An 18,447-nucleotide genomic window follows, 5' to 3' on the forward strand; every position below is an offset into this window, starting at 1 on the left:
GAAACGAGTATCGACCATGAAAAGCACTACCCTGCTGTGCCCGCTGCTGGCGGCGGTCCTGTTCACCCCTTTGTGCCAGGCCGAGACACCGGCACCCGGCCGCGAAGGCCCGCTGGCCGGGCTCGGCGAGCAATTGGCCGGCTACGGCATCCGACCCCATGTGCAGTTCTGGAGCCTGTCGATGAAGAATCTCGACACCGGTCCGCGGGAACACAGCTTCGGCAACAGCGGCGACCTGTTCGTCGGCGCCGACTTCGACCTCGATACCCTCGCCGGCCTTACAGGCGCGGCCGTTCATTTCGAGGAAACCTTCTTCATCCTCGACACCGCCACCGGCCAGCCGACCTCGCGCAACTGGCAAGGCGCCGCCGGCAGCTACTTCGCCGGCGCGCCGATCCACAACGACATCACCAGCAACCAGCTGAGCCTGCTGACCTACCAGCAGACCTGGCTCGACGGCCAGGTCGACATGAGCCTGGGGCGCACCAACGCGCGGCGCTACTTCTACATCTACAACTGCGAAACCGTGGTCACCTGCAACGACCCGATCATCGATTCGTCCACCGGCATCCTACCGCCGCCCTACGGCAGCTGGGGCGGCTACCTGAAGTACCAGGCGACGCCGGGTTTGTATGTGCATGCCGGGGCCTTCGAATCGAACCCGGTGGACTACCTGAAAAAACGCAAGGGCCTGGACTTCAGCACCGACGACGCCAGCGGCACCAGCCTGTTGCTGGGCATCGGCAGCAAGCACGACGGCGCCTACAGCGCTCACTACGAACTCAACGGCTACTACAACACCGCTAAGCAGCACGACCCGCTGACCGGTGCCAGCGAGCACGGCACCGGTGGCGCCTTCTTCAAGTTCCAGCAAGGTTTCTGGCGGGCCGACGGCGGCCAGGGCACCGCGCCCCAGGCGCTGCTGGCGTTCGGTTCGCTGTCCCTGGCGGCCGACGACAAGCAGCCCTTCAGCCATTTCGCCGAGATCGGCCTGACGTACCTGGCGCCCTTCGACCGCGCCCAGGACAAGCTCAACCTCAAGGCCAGCTACCTGCGCCTCAACGACCACCAGCTGCGCTTCCAGCAGCAGGCGCGGATCGCCAACGGCGGCGACCACCGCCTGGGCGAACGCAATGTATACGCCATCGAGGCCAACGGCCACTTCGCCCTGACCCGGCACCTGGCGCTCGAGCCCAGCGTGCAGTACCTGATCAACCCGGACAACTTCTACAACCCCGAGGCCCGCGAGCTCAGCGGCAACGGTTTTGTCGTCGGCCTGCAAGTCATGTACGACGTCGGCGCGGCGCTGGGGTTGTAAACCTGCTTTTCACTGCCAACGAGGTATCTCCCATGACTGACTCTGCCCCGCGTTCGTTCGACTACATCGTGGTCGGGGCCGGCTCGGCCGGTTGCGTGCTGGCCAACCGGCTGTCCGCCGATCCACAGCTCAGCGTCTGCCTGATCGAGGCCGGCCCCAGCGACCGCAGCCTGTTGCCCGGAGCCTATGTGCGCACCCCGGCGGGCATCATCCGCCTGATCGCCAACCCGAAGTGGAACTGGATGCATCAGTTCAGCGCCCAGGCCGCCAGCGGCGAGCGCCCGATCCCCTGCCCCCGCGGGCGGCTCTGGGGCGGCTCCAGCGCGATCAACGGCATGATCTACATCCGCGGCCACCGCAGCGACTACGACCGCTGGGCCGCGGCCGGCAACCAGGGCTGGAGCTACGACGAACTGCTGCCGTACTTCCTGCGCTCGGAGCATTTCGAGCCCGGCGCTTCGCCCTGGCATGGCCAGGGCGGCGAACTCAATGTCGCCGCGCAACGCAGCCCGAGCCCGATCAATGAGGTGTTCTATCAGGCCGCCCAGGAACTGGGCTGGCGCTACAACCCGGACTTCAACGGCGAGGAACAGGAAGGCTACGGCCCCTTCCACGTCACCCAGATCAACGGCGAGCGTTGCAGCGCCGCGCGGGCCTTCCTCTACCCGGCGCTGTCGCGGCCCAACCTCAGCGTACTGAGCTCGACCCTGACCCACCGCGTGTTGCTGGAGGGCAATCGCGCCTGTGGCGTCGAGGTCAGCCAGGATGGCGCGGTGTTCCAGCTCCAGGCCCGGCGCGAAGTGATCCTCAGCGCCGGGGCGATCAACTCGCCGCAACTGTTGTTGCTCTCCGGCATCGGCCCGGCCGAGGAACTGGCGCGCCATGGTATCGCCCAGCGCCATGAACTGCCGGGAGTCGGCCACAACCTGCAGGACCATCAGGACGTGGTGCTGATGTACCGCTGCGACAGCGAGCTGACCTACGGCGTGTCGGCCAAGGGCATGTTGCCCCTGGCTCGTTCGCCCTGGCAGTACCTAAGCCGGCGCAGCGGCCCGCTGACCTCCAATACCGTGGAGTCCGGCGGCTTCCTGCGCCTGCATCCCGAGGACGCCGCCCCGGAGCTGGGCCTGATCGTCGCCCCGGCGCTGAAAAACCAGCCCCAGCGCCTGGTGCCGCTGGGCCATGGGGTCAGCCTGCACATCGCGGTGATGCACCCGCAGAGCCGTGGCCAGGTCCGGCTCAATTCCGCCGATCCCCACGACAAGCCGATCATCGACAGCCATTTCCTCAGTCACCCGGAGGACCTGCGCAAGCTGGTGGCGGGCGTGCGCCTGGTGCGCCAGCTGGCGGCGAGCCAGGCATTCGCCCGGCGCCTCAAGGGCGAGCTGGTGCCCGGCCCGCAGGTGGAAAGCCAGGCGCAGATCGAGCAATGGATTCGCGACAGCCTGGGCACCGTGTTCCACCCGGTCGGCACCTGCAAGATGGGCCATGACGCCCAGGCGGTGGTCGACGACCAGTTGCGGGTCCACGGCGTGCAGGGCCTGCGGGTGGCCGACGCGTCGATCATGCCGAGCCTGACCACCGGCAATACCAACGCGGCGGCGATCATGATCGGCGAAAAGGCCGCCGACCTGTTGCTGGGTAAACCGGCGCCGAGCCTTCAGGTTCCCGCTCGCCTGGAACAACAGATACCCGCGCCTGTCATTGGCTGAAAAACGGCCAACCGCAGCCGCGGGTGGACCAAGGGCTAATGCCAATCGATCAAACGCCGATGATCCATTGTAGGAGCGAGCTTGCTCGCGATGGTCGTTAACGATAACGCGTACTAATCGGATGAACGCGGCGCGCTCAGGTCCATCGCGAGCAAGCTCGCTCCTACAGTTTTGATCGGTATCTCCCAAAAGGAGTCCGCGTTTATAGGTGTATGGATTTTGCCGTACCCCAGGCATATAGTTGCACCGCACAACTATATCGAGAGCCACGCCATGTCATCGCCGCTGGTGGATCAGATCCGTAACGAATCGCGCAAACTGGTGCGCGAGCTGGGTTTCATGGGCAGTACTCTGGCCGGTTCCGATCTGCCGCCCTCGGCGGTGCATGCGCTGATCGAACTCGACCTGCACGCCCCGCTCACCGCCGCCCAGCTGGGCAAGACCCTGAACCTGGAGAAGTCCTCGGTCAGCCGCCTGCTGGGCAAGCTCATCGAGCGCGGCGATATCCAGGAAAGCCCCAGCCCCACCGATGCTCGGGAAAAGCACCTGGGCCTGACCGCCAGCGGGCGCAAACAGGTCGCCGCGCTCCATGCCTTTGGCAGCGCCCAGGTGCAACAGGCGCTGCGCCTGCTGGCGCCCCGCGAGCAAAGCCAGGTGGTCGCCGGACTGCGCAGTTATGGCCAGGCGCTGCAGGCCTGCCGCCTGGGCCATGCACAGATCGCCGCGGCCACCCCGAGCGTGCTCCGTGGCTATCGGCCGGGCATGATCGGCCGCATCACCGAGCTGCATGCGCATTACTACTCACGCCTGGTGGGTTTCGGGCAGTTCTTTGAACAGCGCGTCGCTGCGGGCCTCGCGGAGTTCAGCGAGCGCCTGGACAACCCCGATAACGGCGTCTGGCTGGCGGTGCTGGACGAGCAGATCGTCGGCTCGATCGCCATCGACCTCGGCGACGCCGCGGATCGCCCTCAGGCCGACAGAGTCGCCCATCTGCGCTGGTTTATCCTCGACGAGGCGGCCCGTGGCACCGGCACCGGTCGCCTGCTGCTCAAGGCGGCGCTGGAGCACTGCGACCAGGTGCGGGCAACCTCCTGCTACCTGTGGACCTTCAGCGGCCTGGACGCCGCCCGGCACCTGTACGAAGCCTTCGGCTTCCAGCTGGTGGAGGAACAGCCCGCGGCGCAATGGGGCAAGACCGTGCTGGAGCAGAAGTTCGCGCGCCGCCATCCAGGCCTGGCCTGAAACGCCTCAGCGGTTGGCCGGCGGCGCGATGTTCCACAGCCGCGGCCAGTCTTCGGAGGACAAGCCATTGCAGGTCGGCATCTGCCGGTAATCGCTGAGCTGGAAGCTTTCACCGTCGAACAGCCAGCGCCCGGTTTCACCGCAGTCACCGATGCCGCGCGCCAGATAGAAGGTGGTCAGCACCCCGGTCTTGGGGTCGTAGTGGGCGCCGCCCGAGCCGTCCGCGTTGCTCATGGGCAAGGCTTGCCGGCGCAATTCCTCGAGCTGCGGCGGGTTGCCGCGCGACCAGCTGCTGATCAGGTAATCGCAGTTGTAGGCCGCGCAGTCGCTCAGCACCACCGTCAACGCCCGCTGCGCGCTCAGCGGATAGACCTCGACCTGAGGCTCGGCCACAAAGTCTTCATCGTCGTTGGGCGTGCCTGGCGCAGCGAGTTTCACCGCGGCCGCCGAGATCCGCGTGCGTTGCGCCGCCGTCAGTTCCGGTGCCCCCGGATAAGCCCGCAGCTGGGCCGGCAGCGGCCGCGCCGGCACCTCGCTGGCCGGACGCTGGCCTGGCCGCCACAGCGCCGTCACGCCATCGACCCGGCCCTGCACCGAGTCCATCAACAGCAGCGCCGCTGATAATCCGGACAACGGCACCCGGGCTTCGTCGTTCCCCTCCAGCTTCAGTTCCTCGGCATTGCGCAGGCGTTCCAGCCACTGACGGGTCCGGGCCGGGTCGGCGATTTCATAGCGGGTGACCTGGGTCTGCGCGCCCTTCTTCTCCGGCAACAGCACCAGGGCGTCCAGCAGCTGTGGCTCCAGCGGCTGGCCGTCGAGGCGCAAGGCCGTCAGCTCGGCGGGTTCGCCGCGCTGGTCCAGGCGTATTTCCAGCGGGCCATCGGGGCCGGCGCGACGCTGGATGTGCAGGGTCAGGCTGCTGTATTGCACACCGTGCTCGCCGTTGGGCGCGCTCAGGGCGTGGCAGCTGCGCAGGTTGTCGCAGCCGGTGATCCATTCCTTGGTCTGGCGCAGCAAGGGCACCTTTTCCGCGGCGTTCTGCGCCAGCGCCTGGGCGGCGCTGGCGGTCAGCAAAAGAACCATCAGGGTGCGCTGCAACATGGGACTTTCCTTGTCGGGTAAAAGCGCCGATTGTCCCACGCAGCGCGCTGGCGCTCCCAGCTTTTTTGCCCTCAGGGCGAGGGTTTCGCCGCGCCCTGGCGCGCCCGGTATTCCCCCGGCGTCATCTTCGCGTAGCGCTGGAAGAACCGGCTGAAATACGCCGGGTCCTTGAACCCCAGCTGGTAGCAGATTTCGTTCACCGAACTGGCGGTGAACAGCAGCAGGCGCTTGGACTCCTGCATCAGGCGCTCGTACACCAGGCGTTTCGACGGCAGGTCGGCGATGCGCCGGCAGACATCGTTGAGACGCGCCTCGGTGACGCCGATCTGCCCGGCATAGCGCGACAGCGGCCAATGCTCCAGGTAACGGGCTTCGATCAGTTCATTGAAGCGATGGAAGATGTGCAGGTCTTCATGCCGCGCCGGGCGGGCCTTGAGGGAGTTGGCCGAAAGCCTGAGCAGGCTGATCATGATCAAGCGGGTCAGGGCCTCCAGCGCCGGCGCGTGCCCGGCGCCCTGCCCGGCGACTTCCTCCTGCAACTCATCGAACAGCAGCGCCAGGCGCCGCGCCTCGCCGGCGAACCCCGGGTCCAGGCGCGCCAGGGCGACGCAGGCCGGCGCCACCTGCGGACCACTGGCAAGGCGGCTGTCGGCTTCGATCAGCTCCCACACCAACTGCTGGCGCACGGTGAGCACGTGGCCTTCGCTGTCGGCCTCGGTGACGAAGGAATGGGCAATGGTCGGTGGCGTGAGGAAAAACATCGGCCCCGACTCCAGGTATTGCTGGTCGTCGAGGTAGACCCGCACCGCGCCGCTTTTCACGTAGTGCACCTGGAAAAATCGGTCGTGGCGATGCACCGGCATGTTGCGGCCGAAGAACCCGGCCAGGTTGCTCAGTTTGTCGTAATGCACCTGCGAGTCGGCGTAGCGCTGGTCGTAGACCTGGCCGATGTTGATGTTGGGGATCGGCTGGCGATCGCTCATGGTGGTATGTCTCTTTTTTTGCTCGCGGCGCTTTTTATTTTCGCCCGCGACGCTTTTATTTTTTACCCACGGCAAGCGCCCACATCCTGCGTGATTCGCGGCCTGTTCACCAGCACGCGGCGGACAGTTCGAGGTCTGCTCCTGGCCGGCGCTTGACGATCGTTAACATATTAAATATAACGTTAACACATTAACGAAATCACCTCATCTTCCGCGATGCTCAGGAGAAAATCACAATGAGCCGTGCACTGCATGAAGTCGCCACCGGCACCCTGTTCGGCGTCGCGCTGAACTACCAGGGCCTGTTGCGCAGCCACCTGGAATCCTTCACCCAGCCGCCCTACCAGAAGCCACCGGCCAAGCCGGTGCTGTTCATCAAGACCCCCAACACGCGCAATGTCCATGGCGGCGCCGTGATCTACCCGCAAGGTGTCGAGCGCCTGCAACCGGGCCCGGCGCTGGGCGTGGTGATCGGCAAGAGCACCAGCCGGGTCAGCGTGGAAAACGCCCTGCAGCATGTGGCCGGCTACACCATCGTCAACGAATTCAGCCTGCCGGAAGACAGCTACTACCGCCCCGCCGTCAAGGCCAAGTGCCGCGACGGTTTCTGCGCCTTCGGCCCGGAACTGGTGCCCGCGGCCCAGGTGCGCGATCCCCATGACCTGGAACTGAAACTGTGGGTCAACGGTGAACTGCTGCAACGCAACAGCACCGCCAACCTGGTGCGCGGTATTCCCCAGCTGATCGCCGAAATCAGCGAGTTCATGACCCTGCACGAGGGCGACGTGCTGATCACCGGCACCCCCGAAGGCCGCGTCGACGTCAAGCCCGGCGACCGCATCGAAGTGGAGATCAGCGGCCTGGGCCGTCTCGCCAATCACGTTGTCGCTGAAGAAATAGCCGCCGAAATTGCCGCCGAATAAGGAGCCGCCATGAAACACGCCCGCATCCGTTATCAAGGCCAGGTCCACGAGGTCGTGGTCAACGCGCCCAACAGCGTGAAACTGGCCGATGGCCGTGTGCTCGCCGAGGATCAGGTCGAGTGGCTGCCACCGGCCACCGGCAGCATGTTCGCCCTGGGCCTGAACTACGCCGACCACGCCGCCGAACTGGCCTTCAAGCCGCCGACCGAGCCGCTGGTGTTCATCAAGTCCCCCGGCACCTACACCGGCCACAACCAGGTCACCTGGCGCCCGGACAACGTCGCCTACATGCACTACGAGTGCGAACTGGTGGCGGTGATCGGCAAGACCGCGCGCAACGTCAAGCGCGAGGACGCCCTGGATTACCTGGCCGGCTACACGATGTGCAACGACTACGCGATCCGCGACTACCTGGAAAACTACTACCGGCCCAACCTGCAGGTGAAGAACCGCGACGCCACCACCCCGGTCGGGCCGTGGATAGTCGACGTCGCCGACGTGCCCGAGCCGAACCGGCTGAAGCTGCGCACCTGGGTCAACGGTGAGTTGCGCCAGGAAGGCAGCACCTGCGACATGATCTTCGACATCCCCTACCTGATCGAATACCTGTCCAGCTTCATGACCCTGCAACCCGGCGACATGATCGCCACCGGCACCCCCGAAGGCCTGTCCGACGTGGTGCCCGGCGATGAGGTGGTGGTGGAAGTCGAAGGCGTCGGCCGGCTGGTCAACCGCATCGTCAGCGAGGCGGAGTTCTTCAGGATCAAGACGCAACACGACACGCAACGGGCGGCCAAGGAGCACGCATAAATGATCAAACACTGGATCAACGGCCGCGAGGTCGAAAGCCAAGACACTTTCGTCAACTACAACCCGGCCACCGGCGAAGCCATCGGTGAAGTGGCCAGCGGCGGTGCCGGGGAAATCGCCCAGGCGGTCGCGGCGGCCAAGGAAGCCTTTCCGAAATGGGCCAACACCCCGGCCAAGGAACGCGCGCGGCTGATGCGCAAGCTGGGCGAGCTGATCGACCGGAACGTGCCGCACCTGGCGGAGCTGGAAACCCTCGATACCGGCCTGCCGATCCACCAGACCAAAAACGTGCTGATCCCGCGCGCCTCGCACAACTTCGACTTCTTCGCCGAGGTCTGCACCCGCATGGATGGCCACAGCTATCCGGTGGACGACCAGATGCTCAACTACACCCTGTACCAGCCGGTCGGCGTCTGCGCGCTGGTGTCGCCGTGGAACGTGCCGTTCATGACCGCCACCTGGAAGACCGCGCCGTGCCTGGCGCTGGGCAACACGGCGGTGCTGAAGATGTCCGAGCTGTCGCCGCTGACCGCCAACGAACTGGGACGCCTGGCGGTCGAAGCCGGCATTCCCAATGGTGTGCTGAACATCGTCCAGGGCTACGGCGCCACCGCCGGCGATGCCCTGGTGCGCCACCCGGACGTGCGGGCGATCTCCTTCACCGGCGGCACCGCCACCGGCAAGAAGATCATGCAGACCGCGGGGCTGAAAAAGTACTCCATGGAACTGGGCGGCAAGTCGCCGGTGCTGATCTTCGAAGACGCCGACCTGGAGCGCGCCCTGGATGCGGCGCTGTTCACCATCTTCTCGCTCAACGGCGAACGCTGCACCGCCGGCAGCCGGATCTTCGTCCAGGAAAGCGTGTACCCGCAGTTCGTCGCCGAGTTCGCCGCCCGCGCCAAGCGCCTGATTGTCGGTGACCCGCAGGACCCGAAGACCCAGGTCGGCTCGATGATCACCCAGGCCCACTACGACAAGGTCACCGGCTATATCCGCATCGGCATCGAAGAAGGCGCCACCCTGCTCGCCGGTGGCCTGGAGCGCCCGGCCAACCTGCCGGCGCACCTCAGCCGTGGCCAGTTCATCCAGCCGACGGTGTTCGCCGACGTCGATAACCAGATGCGCATCGCCCAGGAAGAGATCTTCGGCCCGGTGGTCTGCCTGATCCCGTTCAAGGACGAGGCCGAGGCCCTGCGACTGGCCAACGACACCGAGTACGGCCTGGCCTCCTATATCTGGACCCAGGACATCGGCAAGGCCCATCGCCTGGCCCGTGGCATCGAGGCCGGCATGGTGTTCATCAACAGCCAGAACGTGCGCGACCTGCGCCAGCCGTTCGGTGGGGTCAAGGGCTCCGGCACCGGCCGCGAAGGCGGCGAGTACAGCTTCGAGGTGTTTGCCGAGATCAAGAACATCTGTATCTCCATGGGCAGCCACCACATCCCGCGCTGGGGCGTGTAAGGTTTTGAAATCCTGTAGCCGCTGCCGAAGGCTGCGCTCGTCTCGGAACGAGACGCCGCTCTTTGAAGTCCCTGCGGGACTTATCGCAGCCTGCGGCAGCGGCTACGGGCCGAACAATAAGATGTTTCAGGAGAAGCACCATGGGCGAAGTCGTCATGGCCGCCAAGGTCTGCCACGTTCCATCGATGTACCTGTCCGAACTGCCGGGCAAGCACCACGGCTGTCGCGAAGCGGCGATCGCCGGGCACAAGGAAATCGCCCGTCGCGCCCGTGAGCTGGGGGCCGACACCGCCGTGGTGTTCGACGTGCACTGGCTGGTCAACAGCGGTTACCACATCAACTGCGGCGAGCACTTCAAGGGCACCTACACCAGCAACGAACTGCCGCACTTCATCAAGAACATGGACTACGACTACCAGGGCTGCCCGGAGCTGGGCGAGCTGATTGCCGCCCAAGCCAATGCCGCCGATGTGCGCACCCTCGCCCACAACATCCCCAGCCTGGAGCTGGAATACGGCACCCTGGTGCCGATGCGCTACATGCACATGGACGTACCGCCGGAGCAGCATTTCCAGGTGATTTCCATCGCCGCCTGGTGTGCCTGGCACAAGCTCGAAGACAGCTTCACCTTCGGCGCCGCGGTGCGCCGGGCCATCGAGAAGAGCGACCGCAAGGTCCTGGTGCTGGCCTCCGGCTCGCTGTCGCACCGCTTCTCCGACGACCGCGAGGCCGAAGCCAACATCCACAACTGGACCCGCGAGTTCGACAAGCAGATGGACCTGCGAGTGGTCGAGCTGTGGCAACAGGGGCGCTTTCGCGAGTTCTGCTCGATGCTCCCGGACTACGCCGAGCACTGCTTCGGCGAAGGCCGGATGCACGACACCGCCATGCTCCTGGGCCTGCTCGGCGGCCCCGAATACAACCGGCCGGCGGAAATCGTCACCGCGCCTTTCGGCAGCTCCGGCACCGGCCAGATCAACGCCATTTTCCCGCTCTAGACGCCGCGCCCGCCTCGCCAACCCAGCCCTGGATTTCCAGGGCTGGCCGCCGAAGGTTCGCCCGCAAGGAGGATCACATGCCGCATTTCATCGCTGAATACACCGACAACATCGAGCAAGCCGCCGACCTGCCAGGGCTGTTCGAGAAGGTCCACGACTACCTCGGGGCCAGCGGCGTGTTTCCGCTGGGTGGCATCCGCAGCCGCGGCGTGCGCCTGGACACCTGGCGCATGGCCGACGGCAAGCACGACTACGCCTTCGTCCATATGCGCCTGCAAGTCGGCGCCGGGCGCGACCTGGCCACCCGGCGCAAGGTCGCCGAGGGCCTGTTCGAGATCATCAAGGCGCACTTCGCCGAGCTCCAGGCCCAGCGCTTGCTGGCGCTGTCGTTCGAGATGAGCGAGCTGGATGCCGAGCTGAACTTCAAGCACAACAACGTGCATGAGTTTCTCAAGCGGCAAGCGTGACCTGTAGCCGCTGCCGCAGGCTGCGATAAGGCCGAAGGCCTTCAGCGATCTTGAAGTCGCTGCGGCCGTCCCGGCCGATCGCAGCCTGCGGCAGCGGCTACAGAGTCCGTGCCCTTATCGACAAGAACAATAAAAGAGACCCGCCCATGTCCAGCTCGACCCTTGCCCTGCCCAGCGTCGTGGAGACCAACGATACCTATCGCCGGATCACCTGGCGGCTGATGCCCCTGCTGTTCACCTGCTACATCTTCGCCCACCTGGACCGCATCAACATCGGCTTCGCCAAGTTGCAGATGACCCAGGACCTGGGCTTCAGCGACAGCGTCTACGGCTTCGGCGCCGGCCTGTTCTTCATTGCCTATGCGCTGTTCGGCGTGCCCAGCAACCTGGCATTGGACCGGGTCGGGCCGCGCCGCTGGATCGCCACCCTGATGGTGGTCTGGGGCCTGCTGTCCAGTGCCATGCTGCTGGTGGACAGCGCCGCCGGCTTCTACCTGTTGCGCTTTTTGCTGGGGGTGGCCGAGGCCGGGTTTTTCCCCGGCATCCTGGTGCTGCTCAACCGCTGGTTCCCGGCCAGCCGCCGCGGCCAGGTGACCGCGCTGTTCGCCATCGCCGTGCCCATGGCCGGGGTGGTCGGCGGGCCGCTATCGGGCTGGATTCTCGAAAGCTTTCACGACCTGGGCGGGATGCGCGGCTGGCAATGGATGTTCCTGATCGAAGGCCTGCCGGTGGTCCTGCTCGGCCTGGTGGTGCTCAAGGCGCTGCCGGAAAGCATCGACAGCGTCGCCTGGCTGAGCACCCCACAAAAGCAGCAACTGCACGCCGCCCTGAGCGAGGAAGAACAGCACAAGCCGATCACCCGCTTCGCCGGCATCCTCCAGGACAAACATATCTGGCTGCTGGTGTGCATCTATTTCGCGGTGATGCTGGCGGTCAACACCATCGCCTTCTGGATGCCGACCCTGATCCACCACGCCGGCATCGCCCGCGACAGCCGCGTCGGCATGCTCAGCGCCCTGCCGTACCTGGCCGGCTGCCTATTCATGATCGGTGTCGGCCGTTCCTCCGACCGCCTGCGCGAACGGCGCTGGCACCTCGGCGTGCCGCTGCTGATGTCCAGCTTCGGCCTGATCGTCGCAGGCGTCGCCCCGGACAATGCCTGGCTGGTGATGGCCGGGCTGCTGGTGGCCGGCATGGGCGCCAGCGCCGCGCTGCCGATGTTCTGGCAACTGCCGCCGGCCTTTCTCGCCAGCAACACTCAGGCCGCGGGGATCGCCCTGATCAGTTCCTTCGGCAGCATCGCCGCCTTTCTCGCGCCCTACCTGATCGGCGTGGTCCGCGACGCCACCCAGAGCGCCAGCCTCGCCCTGTATGCCCTGGCCCTGCTGATCGCCTTCGGCGCCTGGCTGGTGCTGCGGGTGCCGGCCCTTATCGTCAATCCCCAGGAGAAGTAACCATGCTCAGCACTTCGGACATCCAGCAGGCCGCCGCCCGCCTCGACGCCGCCGAACGCAACCGGGAACAGATCGCCCAGCTGTCGCTGGAGTTTCCCGGCATCACCATCGAGGACGCCTACGCCATCCAGCGCAGTTGGGTGGAACACAAGATCCGCGCCGGGCGCAAGCTGGTCGGGCACAAGATCGGCCTGACCTCGCGGGCCATGCAGGTGTCGTCGAACATCAGCGAACCGGACTTCGGCGCCCTGCTGGACGACATGCTGTTCGAGGAAGGCAGCGACATTGCGTTCCAGCGCTTTATCGTGCCGCGGGTCGAGGTGGAACTGGCGTTCATCCTCGGCAAGCCGCTCAAGGGCCCGGACTGCACGCTGTTCGATGTGCTCGACGCCACCGAATGGGTGATCCCGGCCCTGGAGATCATCGACGCGCGCATCCAGCAGGTCGACCCGCAGACCCAGGTCACGCGCAAGGTGTTCGACACCATCTCCGACAACGCCGCCAACGCCGGGGTGGTCATGGGCGGCCGCGCGGTGCGTCCCAACGATATCGACCTGCGCAAGGTGCCAGCGGTGCTGTATCGCAACGGCGTAATCGAGGAGTCCGGGGTGTCCGCCGCGGTGCTCAACCATCCGGCCAAGGGCGTGGCCTGGCTGGCCAACAAGCTGGCGGCCTACGACGTCGGCCTGGAGGCCGGGCAGATCATCCTCGGCGGCTCCTTCACCCGCCCGGTGGCGGCCCGCCCCGGCGATACCTTCCACGTCGACTACGATCAGCTCGGCAGCATCGCCTGCCGTTTTGTCTGAGGAGAATGCTCATGCAACTGCCGATCAATCATTTCAAGCAACGCCTGCGCCAGGACGCGCCGCAGATCGGCCTGTGGCTGGGCCTGGCCAATGCCTATTGCGCGGAGCTGGCGGCCAACGCCGGTTTCGACTGGCTGCTGCTGGACGGCGAACACGCGCCCAACGACCTCAACAGCCTGCTCGGCCAGTTGCAGGCCATCGCGCCCTACCCGGTGCAAGGCATCATTCGCCCGCCGGTAGGCGACACCGCGCTGATCAAGCAACTGCTGGACATTGGCGCCCAGACCCTGCTGATCCCCATGGTCGAAAGCGTCGAGCAGGCCCGACAGCTGGTGCGCGCCATGCGTTATCCGCCCGCGGGCATTCGTGGCGTCGGCAGTGCCCTGGCCCGTGCGTCACGCTGGAACAGCATTCCCGGTTACCTGGACCAGGCCGATGAGCAGATGTGCCTGCTGCTGCAGATCGAGAACCTCGAAGGCCTGGCCAACCTGGATGCCATCGCCGCCCTTGATGGAGTCGATGGCCTGTTTATCGGCCCGGCCGACCTCTCGGCGGCCATGGGCCATCGCGGCAACCCGGGGCATCCCGAGGTGGTCGCGGCGATCGAGGATGCCATCGCGCGCATCCGCAAGGCCGGCAAGGCCGCCGGCATCCTCAGCACCGACCGGACATTGGCGCAGCGCTATATCGAGCTGGGGGCGAACTTCGTCGCGGTGGGGGTGGACACCACGGTGCTGATGAAGGGTTTGCAGGGGTTGCTGGGGCAGTACAAGGAGGTGGCGGCGCCTACCTCAGGTGGCGGGGTCTACTAACCCCTGTAGCCGCTGCCGAGCCCGCGAGGCTGCGATCGACTGCGCAGCAGGCGCAAAACCTGAGATTCGCGTTGGGTCTGGATAACCGCGTTGGCCCCGTTGCGGCCGCTACGCGACCGATCGCAGCCTCGCAGGCTCGGCAGCGGCTACGGGGCTACTGGGCGTCAGCCCTGGCGCGCCGCCAGGCGCCAGACCCGGGCGATGTCCGCCGCCCTGTCGCGCAACAGGCGCGGCGCCTCGGCACAGGCCTGCTCCAGGGTCATGGGGCCGCTGGCCAGGGCAAAGGCCGCATCCACCCCGTGCTCATACATCTGCTCGTAGCCTTCGCCCAGGGTCCCGGCGATCACGATCACCGGCACCTGGTGCTGCCTGGCGATGCGCGCCACGCCAAAGGGGGTCTTGCCGCGCAAGGTCTGGGCATCGAAGCGACCTTCGCCGGTAATCACCAGGTCCGCGCCCTGCACGGCCTCGGCCAACCCCACCAGCTCGGCCACCACTTCCACCCCCGGACGAAACCGTGCACCGAGGAACGCCTTGGCGGCGAACCCCAGGCCACCGGCGGCGCCGCTGCCCGGCTCGTCGCGCACGTCCTTGCCCAACACCCGCGCGGCCTGGTCGGCGAACTGGCCGAGGGCCTGGTCCAGTTGTTCGACCTGCTGTGGCGACGCACCCTTCTGCGGGCCAAAAATCGCCGAGGCGCCGTGAGGACCACAGAGAGGATTGTCGACGTCGGCGGCGATCTCGAAACGCACCTCGGCCAGGCGCGGATCGAGGTGGCTCAGGTCGACCCGCGCCACCCGCGCCAGGGCCAGGCCGCCCAGGGGCAAGGCCTGGCCATCGCGATCCAGCAGGCGCACGCCCAGGGCCTGCAAGGCACCGCTGCCAGCGTCGTTGGTGGCACTGCCGCCGATGGCCAGGATCACTCGTTGCGCGCCGGCATCCAGGGCCGCGCGGATCAGCTCGCCGGTGCCGAGGGTACTGCTGGTGCAGGCATCGCGCTGGCCCGGCGGCACCAGTTGCAGGCCACTGGCCTCGGCCATTTCGATGATCGCGGTGTGGCTCTGCGGCAACCAGCCCCAACGCGCCTCCACCGGCGCGCCCAGCGGTCCCTGGACCCGGGTGGTGCGCAACTGGCCCTCGCAGGCATCGAGGATCGACTCCACGGTGCCCTCGCCGCCGTCCGCCATCGGGCACTGGATCAGCTGCGCGTCCGGCCACACCCGCGCCAGCCCGTCGGCGATGGCGCTGACCACGCCAGAGGCACTCAGGCTGTCCTTGAAGGAGTCGGGGGCGATGATGATTTTCATGGGCTATCTCCGGTTCTTATGGCGCCCATGCTGCCAGTTGGCCGCGACCTTGACCCCGGTCCATTGCACAAGTGTGGGGCGGCTTTATTGTTCATTTTCACAATAGCTGCATCGCACGCGTCTGTAGCCGCTGTCGAGCCCTGGCGAGGCTGCGCACGACCGCGCAGCGGTCGCAGAACCGCGCCACACCGATAGACAGACATACCGCGTCGCCGGGTTTACGGGGCGCTGCCCCGATCGCAGCCTACGGCAGCGGCTACAGGGCCTGGCATTACAACGGGGATGGCTCGGTCTGCGGCAACAGCTGCACCCCCAGGTACAGCGCCAGCATGCCGTCGAGCTTGAGCGGGTCGACGCCGCTGAGTTCGGCGATGCGTTCCATGCGGTAGCGCAGGCTGTTGCGGTGGATGCCCAGGGCGTCGGCACAGGCCTGGCTCTGGCCGTCGTGGTCGCACCAACTGCGCAGGGTCGCCAGCAGCTGGCCATTGGCGTCCTTGGCGATGACCTTGCGCAAGGGGTTGAGCAACTCGTCCAGGGCATCGTCATTGCGGTGGCGCCAGAGCATCACCGGCAGGCGGAAACGATTGAGGGTCAACAGCCGTGACTGGGGCAGCACGTCGCGGCCATAGGCGAGCAGGTCGCCGACCCGCCGGTAGCAACGGCGCAGCCCCGCCAGCCCGTCGGCCTGGCCGCCCACGGCGATGCGCAGGATGTTCCAGCCCAGGCTGTCGAGTTTCTCCAGCAGTCGCGGGTTATCGACACTCAGGGTCGCCGGCCGGCACCACAGCAACGAGGACTTGGCCGAGCTGACGCACCAGCTGTCCGGGTAACGGGACATCAGCCAGGCACTCAGGGCCTCGACGGTCTGCGCCCCGCCCTCCTGGGGCTGGCCCAGTTCGAACAGATAAGGCGTGCGCGGCAGCTGCGGCTTGAGGCCCATCTGCTGCGCTTCATCCACCAGCCGCGGCGAATCCCCACTATCGCTGAGCAACAGCGCCAGCAAATCGTCGCAACGCTGGCGGCGCCATTGTTGTTCGGCCTGCTGGTGGCGCTGGCCCACCAGCATCTCGGCGGTCATGCGCACCAACTCGGCATAGGTGCGCAGCAGTTCCGGCTCGCCGGTGATGCCCAGCACGCCGATCAGTCGCTGATCGTGCAGCAGCGGCAGGTTGATCCCCGGCTGCACGCCCTTGAGGTGCTTGGCGGTCTGCGCGTCGATCTCCACCACCCGGCCGTTGGCCAGCACCAGTTGCGCGCCTTCATGGCGGGTATTGATGCGCTCGGGCTCGCCGCTGCCAAGGATCAGGCCCTGGCTGTCCATGACGTTGACGTTGTAGGGCAGGATGGCCATCGTCCGGTCGACGATGTCCTGCGCCAGGTCGTGATCCAGTTCGAACATAGCGGCGTGATCCTAGGCTCTCTACGAAAAGTGGCTGCATGCTGGGCGCCTTCGGCGCTACGCGGGCCATGCTGCGTTAAAAACAGGCTCGGGGCGATGGCGAAGGCTTGTTCACCGGCACAGGGGATGCCGGCAAAGCCTGTGCGCCGGCACAAAGACAGCGGCCCATGGGGTGACCGAGACTCTCGGGGCGATCAACGTTAACCTCGCATCGCAAAAAATCATAATAAAGAGAGACACGCCATGTCACAGAGCGCCGCTGCCACCCTGGCCACCGATGACGATAAAAACGCCGTCTACAAGCGCATCACCCTGCGCCTGATCCCCTTCATCTTCATCTGCTACCTGTTCAACTACCTGGACCGGGTGAACGTCGGCTTTGCCAAGCTGCAGATGCTCGATGCCCTGAAATTCAGCGAAACCGTCTACGGCCTCGGTGCCGGGATCTTCTTCATCGGCTACGTGCTGTGCGGCGTGCCGAGCAACCTGGCGCTGAACAAGTTCGGCCCGCGGCGCTGGATCGCACTGATGATGATCGCCTGGGGCACGCTGTCGACCTGCCTGCTGTTCGTCACCACCCCGACCCAGTTCTACAGCCTGCGCCTGCTCACCGGCGCCGCCGAAGCCGGCTTCTTCCCCGGCGTGGTGCTGTACCTCTCGCAGTGGTTCCCGAGCTTTCGCCGCGGCCGCATCATGGCCCTGTTCATGTCGGCGATCCCGGTGTCCGGCCTGCTCGGCAGCCCGTTCTCCGGCTGGATCCTCAACCACTTCGCCGCGGGCCAGGGCGGCATGGCCGGCTGGCAGTGGATGTTCCTGCTGCAGGGCATCCCCACGGTGATCCTCGGCGCCCTGGCGTACTTCCTGCTCAATGACAACTTCGCCCACGCCAAGTGGCTGAGCCCGCAGGAGCGCGCGCTGCTGGAAGCCGACCAGGCCGAAGACGCCGCGAGCAAGCCACGCACCAGCGGCGACTCCCTGGCGGCGGTGTTCAAGAACCCGGCCATCTGGGCTTTCGGCCTGATCTACTTCTGCATCCAGAGCGGCGTGTACGCCATCAACTTCTGGCTGCCGTCGATCATCAAGAACCTCGGTTTCAGCGACAACCTGGTGATCGGCTGGCTCAGCGCCATTCCCTATCTGCTGGCGGCGCTGTTCATGCTGATGGTCGGTCGCTCGGCCGACCTGCGCCAGGAACGCCGCTGGCATTTGGTGGTACCGATGCTGATGGGCGCCATCGGCCTGGTGATCGCGGTCAACTTCGCCGCCAACCCGACCCTCGCCATCCTCGGCCTGACCATTGCCACCATGGGCGCCCTCACCGGCCTGCCGATGTTCTGGCCGGTGCCGACCGCGCTGCTCAGCGCCGGCGCCGCCGCGGGTGGCCTGGCGCTGATCAACTCCATGGGCCAGATGGCCGGCTTCCTCAGCCCCTATATCGTCGGCTGGGTCAAGGACAGCACCGGCTCCACCGACGCCGCGCTGTACCTGCTGGCCGGGGTCATCGTCGCGGGTAGCCTGCTGGCGCTGCGCATGACCCGCACGCTGAAACGCTGACCGGCTTTACCGGGCTCACCTTCTGGTGGGCCCGGCTTCCCGGGACAAGCCGCGGGTTTGTCACCGCCTCGCTACAAAAAGCAACAGCCGACCTCAGCAC

The 18,447-nt window shown here is 66.2% G+C and carries 16 protein-coding genes; 12 read left to right on the plus strand and 4 right to left on the minus strand.

Going from position 1 to position 18,447, the window contains the following annotated elements; all coding sequences use genetic code 11:
* Nucleotides 1-16: 16 nt before the first annotated feature.
* The 3 genes from BMY68_RS08545 (at nucleotide 17) to BMY68_RS08555 (ending at nucleotide 4,272) form a co-directional block, all read left to right on the plus strand.
* Nucleotides 17-1,318, plus strand: a complete 1,302-nt coding sequence (locus BMY68_RS08545) for a carbohydrate porin (protein WP_085530651.1) — start codon at nucleotides 17-19, stop codon at nucleotides 1,316-1,318.
* A gap of 32 nt (nucleotides 1,319-1,350) precedes the next feature.
* On the plus strand, nucleotides 1,351-3,030 hold the full coding sequence (locus BMY68_RS08550; RefSeq protein ID WP_085530650.1) for a GMC family oxidoreductase: 1,680 nt from the start codon (nucleotides 1,351-1,353) through the stop codon (nucleotides 3,028-3,030).
* Nucleotides 3,031-3,303: 273 nt separating this feature from the next.
* A complete protein-coding gene (locus BMY68_RS08555; RefSeq protein ID WP_085530649.1) occupies nucleotides 3,304-4,272 on the plus strand; it encodes a bifunctional helix-turn-helix transcriptional regulator/GNAT family N-acetyltransferase in 969 nt (322 codons plus the stop codon).
* Between the two features lie 6 nt (nucleotides 4,273-4,278).
* Here BMY68_RS08555 and BMY68_RS08560 read toward each other — a convergent pair whose 3' ends face one another.
* Both BMY68_RS08560 and hpaA read right to left on the minus strand, forming a co-directional pair.
* Nucleotides 4,279-5,373, minus strand: a complete 1,095-nt coding sequence (locus BMY68_RS08560; protein ID WP_085530648.1) for a DUF1176 domain-containing protein — start codon at nucleotides 5,371-5,373, stop codon at nucleotides 4,279-4,281.
* A gap of 71 nt (nucleotides 5,374-5,444) precedes the next feature.
* Nucleotides 5,445-6,356 carry a 4-hydroxyphenylacetate catabolism regulatory protein HpaA gene (gene hpaA, locus BMY68_RS08565; protein WP_085530647.1) on the minus strand — a complete coding sequence of 304 codons (912 nt, stop codon included), beginning with the start codon at nucleotides 6,354-6,356 and terminating at the stop codon, nucleotides 5,445-5,447.
* Nucleotides 6,357-6,592: 236 nt separating this feature from the next.
* Between hpaA and BMY68_RS08570 the strand changes: the two genes are divergently transcribed.
* The 8 genes from BMY68_RS08570 (at nucleotide 6,593) to hpaI (ending at nucleotide 14,087) form a co-directional block, all read left to right on the plus strand.
* Entirely contained in the window at nucleotides 6,593-7,279 is a 687-nt protein-coding gene (locus BMY68_RS08570) for a fumarylacetoacetate hydrolase family protein (RefSeq protein WP_085530646.1), read from the plus strand.
* A 9-nt stretch (nucleotides 7,280-7,288) separates the two neighbouring features.
* On the plus strand, nucleotides 7,289-8,089 hold the full coding sequence (locus tag BMY68_RS08575; protein WP_085530645.1) for a fumarylacetoacetate hydrolase family protein: 801 nt from the start codon (nucleotides 7,289-7,291) through the stop codon (nucleotides 8,087-8,089).
* On the plus strand, nucleotides 8,090-9,550 hold the full coding sequence (hpaE, locus tag BMY68_RS08580) for a 5-carboxymethyl-2-hydroxymuconate semialdehyde dehydrogenase (protein ID WP_085530644.1): 1,461 nt from the start codon (nucleotides 8,090-8,092) through the stop codon (nucleotides 9,548-9,550). It abuts the gene before it with no gap.
* A gap of 140 nt (nucleotides 9,551-9,690) precedes the next feature.
* Nucleotides 9,691-10,548: a 3,4-dihydroxyphenylacetate 2,3-dioxygenase gene (gene hpaD / locus BMY68_RS08585; RefSeq protein ID WP_062826082.1), complete on the plus strand. Its 858-nt coding sequence runs from the start codon at nucleotides 9,691-9,693 to the stop codon at nucleotides 10,546-10,548.
* 77 nt (nucleotides 10,549-10,625) lie between these two features.
* A complete protein-coding gene (locus tag BMY68_RS08590) occupies nucleotides 10,626-11,015 on the plus strand; it encodes a 5-carboxymethyl-2-hydroxymuconate Delta-isomerase (RefSeq protein ID WP_009049318.1) in 390 nt (129 codons plus the stop codon).
* Nucleotides 11,016-11,161: 146 nt separating this feature from the next.
* Complete coding sequence (locus BMY68_RS08595; RefSeq protein ID WP_085530643.1) at nucleotides 11,162-12,469, plus strand: MFS transporter; 1,308 nt, start codon at nucleotides 11,162-11,164, stop codon at nucleotides 12,467-12,469.
* Between the two features lie 2 nt (nucleotides 12,470-12,471).
* Nucleotides 12,472-13,275 (plus strand): 2-oxo-hept-4-ene-1,7-dioate hydratase, encoded by an 804-nt coding sequence (hpaH, locus tag BMY68_RS08600; protein ID WP_085530642.1) that lies wholly within the window; start codon nucleotides 12,472-12,474, stop codon nucleotides 13,273-13,275.
* An 11-nt stretch (nucleotides 13,276-13,286) separates the two neighbouring features.
* Nucleotides 13,287-14,087 carry a 4-hydroxy-2-oxoheptanedioate aldolase gene (gene hpaI, locus BMY68_RS08605; RefSeq protein ID WP_085530641.1) on the plus strand — a complete coding sequence of 267 codons (801 nt, stop codon included), beginning with the start codon at nucleotides 13,287-13,289 and terminating at the stop codon, nucleotides 14,085-14,087.
* A 164-nt stretch (nucleotides 14,088-14,251) separates the two neighbouring features.
* On the opposite strand, the gene BMY68_RS08610 is transcribed toward hpaI, so the two are convergent.
* Both BMY68_RS08610 and BMY68_RS08615 read right to left on the minus strand, forming a co-directional pair.
* Nucleotides 14,252-15,394 (minus strand): glycerate kinase, encoded by a 1,143-nt coding sequence (locus BMY68_RS08610; protein ID WP_085530640.1) that lies wholly within the window; start codon nucleotides 15,392-15,394, stop codon nucleotides 14,252-14,254.
* 271 nt (nucleotides 15,395-15,665) lie between these two features.
* A complete protein-coding gene (locus tag BMY68_RS08615) occupies nucleotides 15,666-16,793 on the minus strand; it encodes a sugar diacid recognition domain-containing protein (protein ID WP_009044204.1) in 1,128 nt (375 codons plus the stop codon).
* 243 nt (nucleotides 16,794-17,036) lie between these two features.
* On the opposite strand from BMY68_RS08615, the gene BMY68_RS08620 reads away from it, so the two are divergent.
* Nucleotides 17,037-18,347 carry an MFS transporter gene (locus BMY68_RS08620; protein WP_062826088.1) on the plus strand — a complete coding sequence of 437 codons (1,311 nt, stop codon included), beginning with the start codon at nucleotides 17,037-17,039 and terminating at the stop codon, nucleotides 18,345-18,347.
* The last annotated feature ends 100 nt before the right edge of the window (nucleotides 18,348-18,447 follow it).

The organism is Pseudomonas sp. NFACC41-3 (assembly GCF_900109505.1).
GTDB classification, from domain to species: Bacteria; Pseudomonadota; Gammaproteobacteria; order Pseudomonadales; family Pseudomonadaceae; genus Aquipseudomonas; species Aquipseudomonas chlororaphis.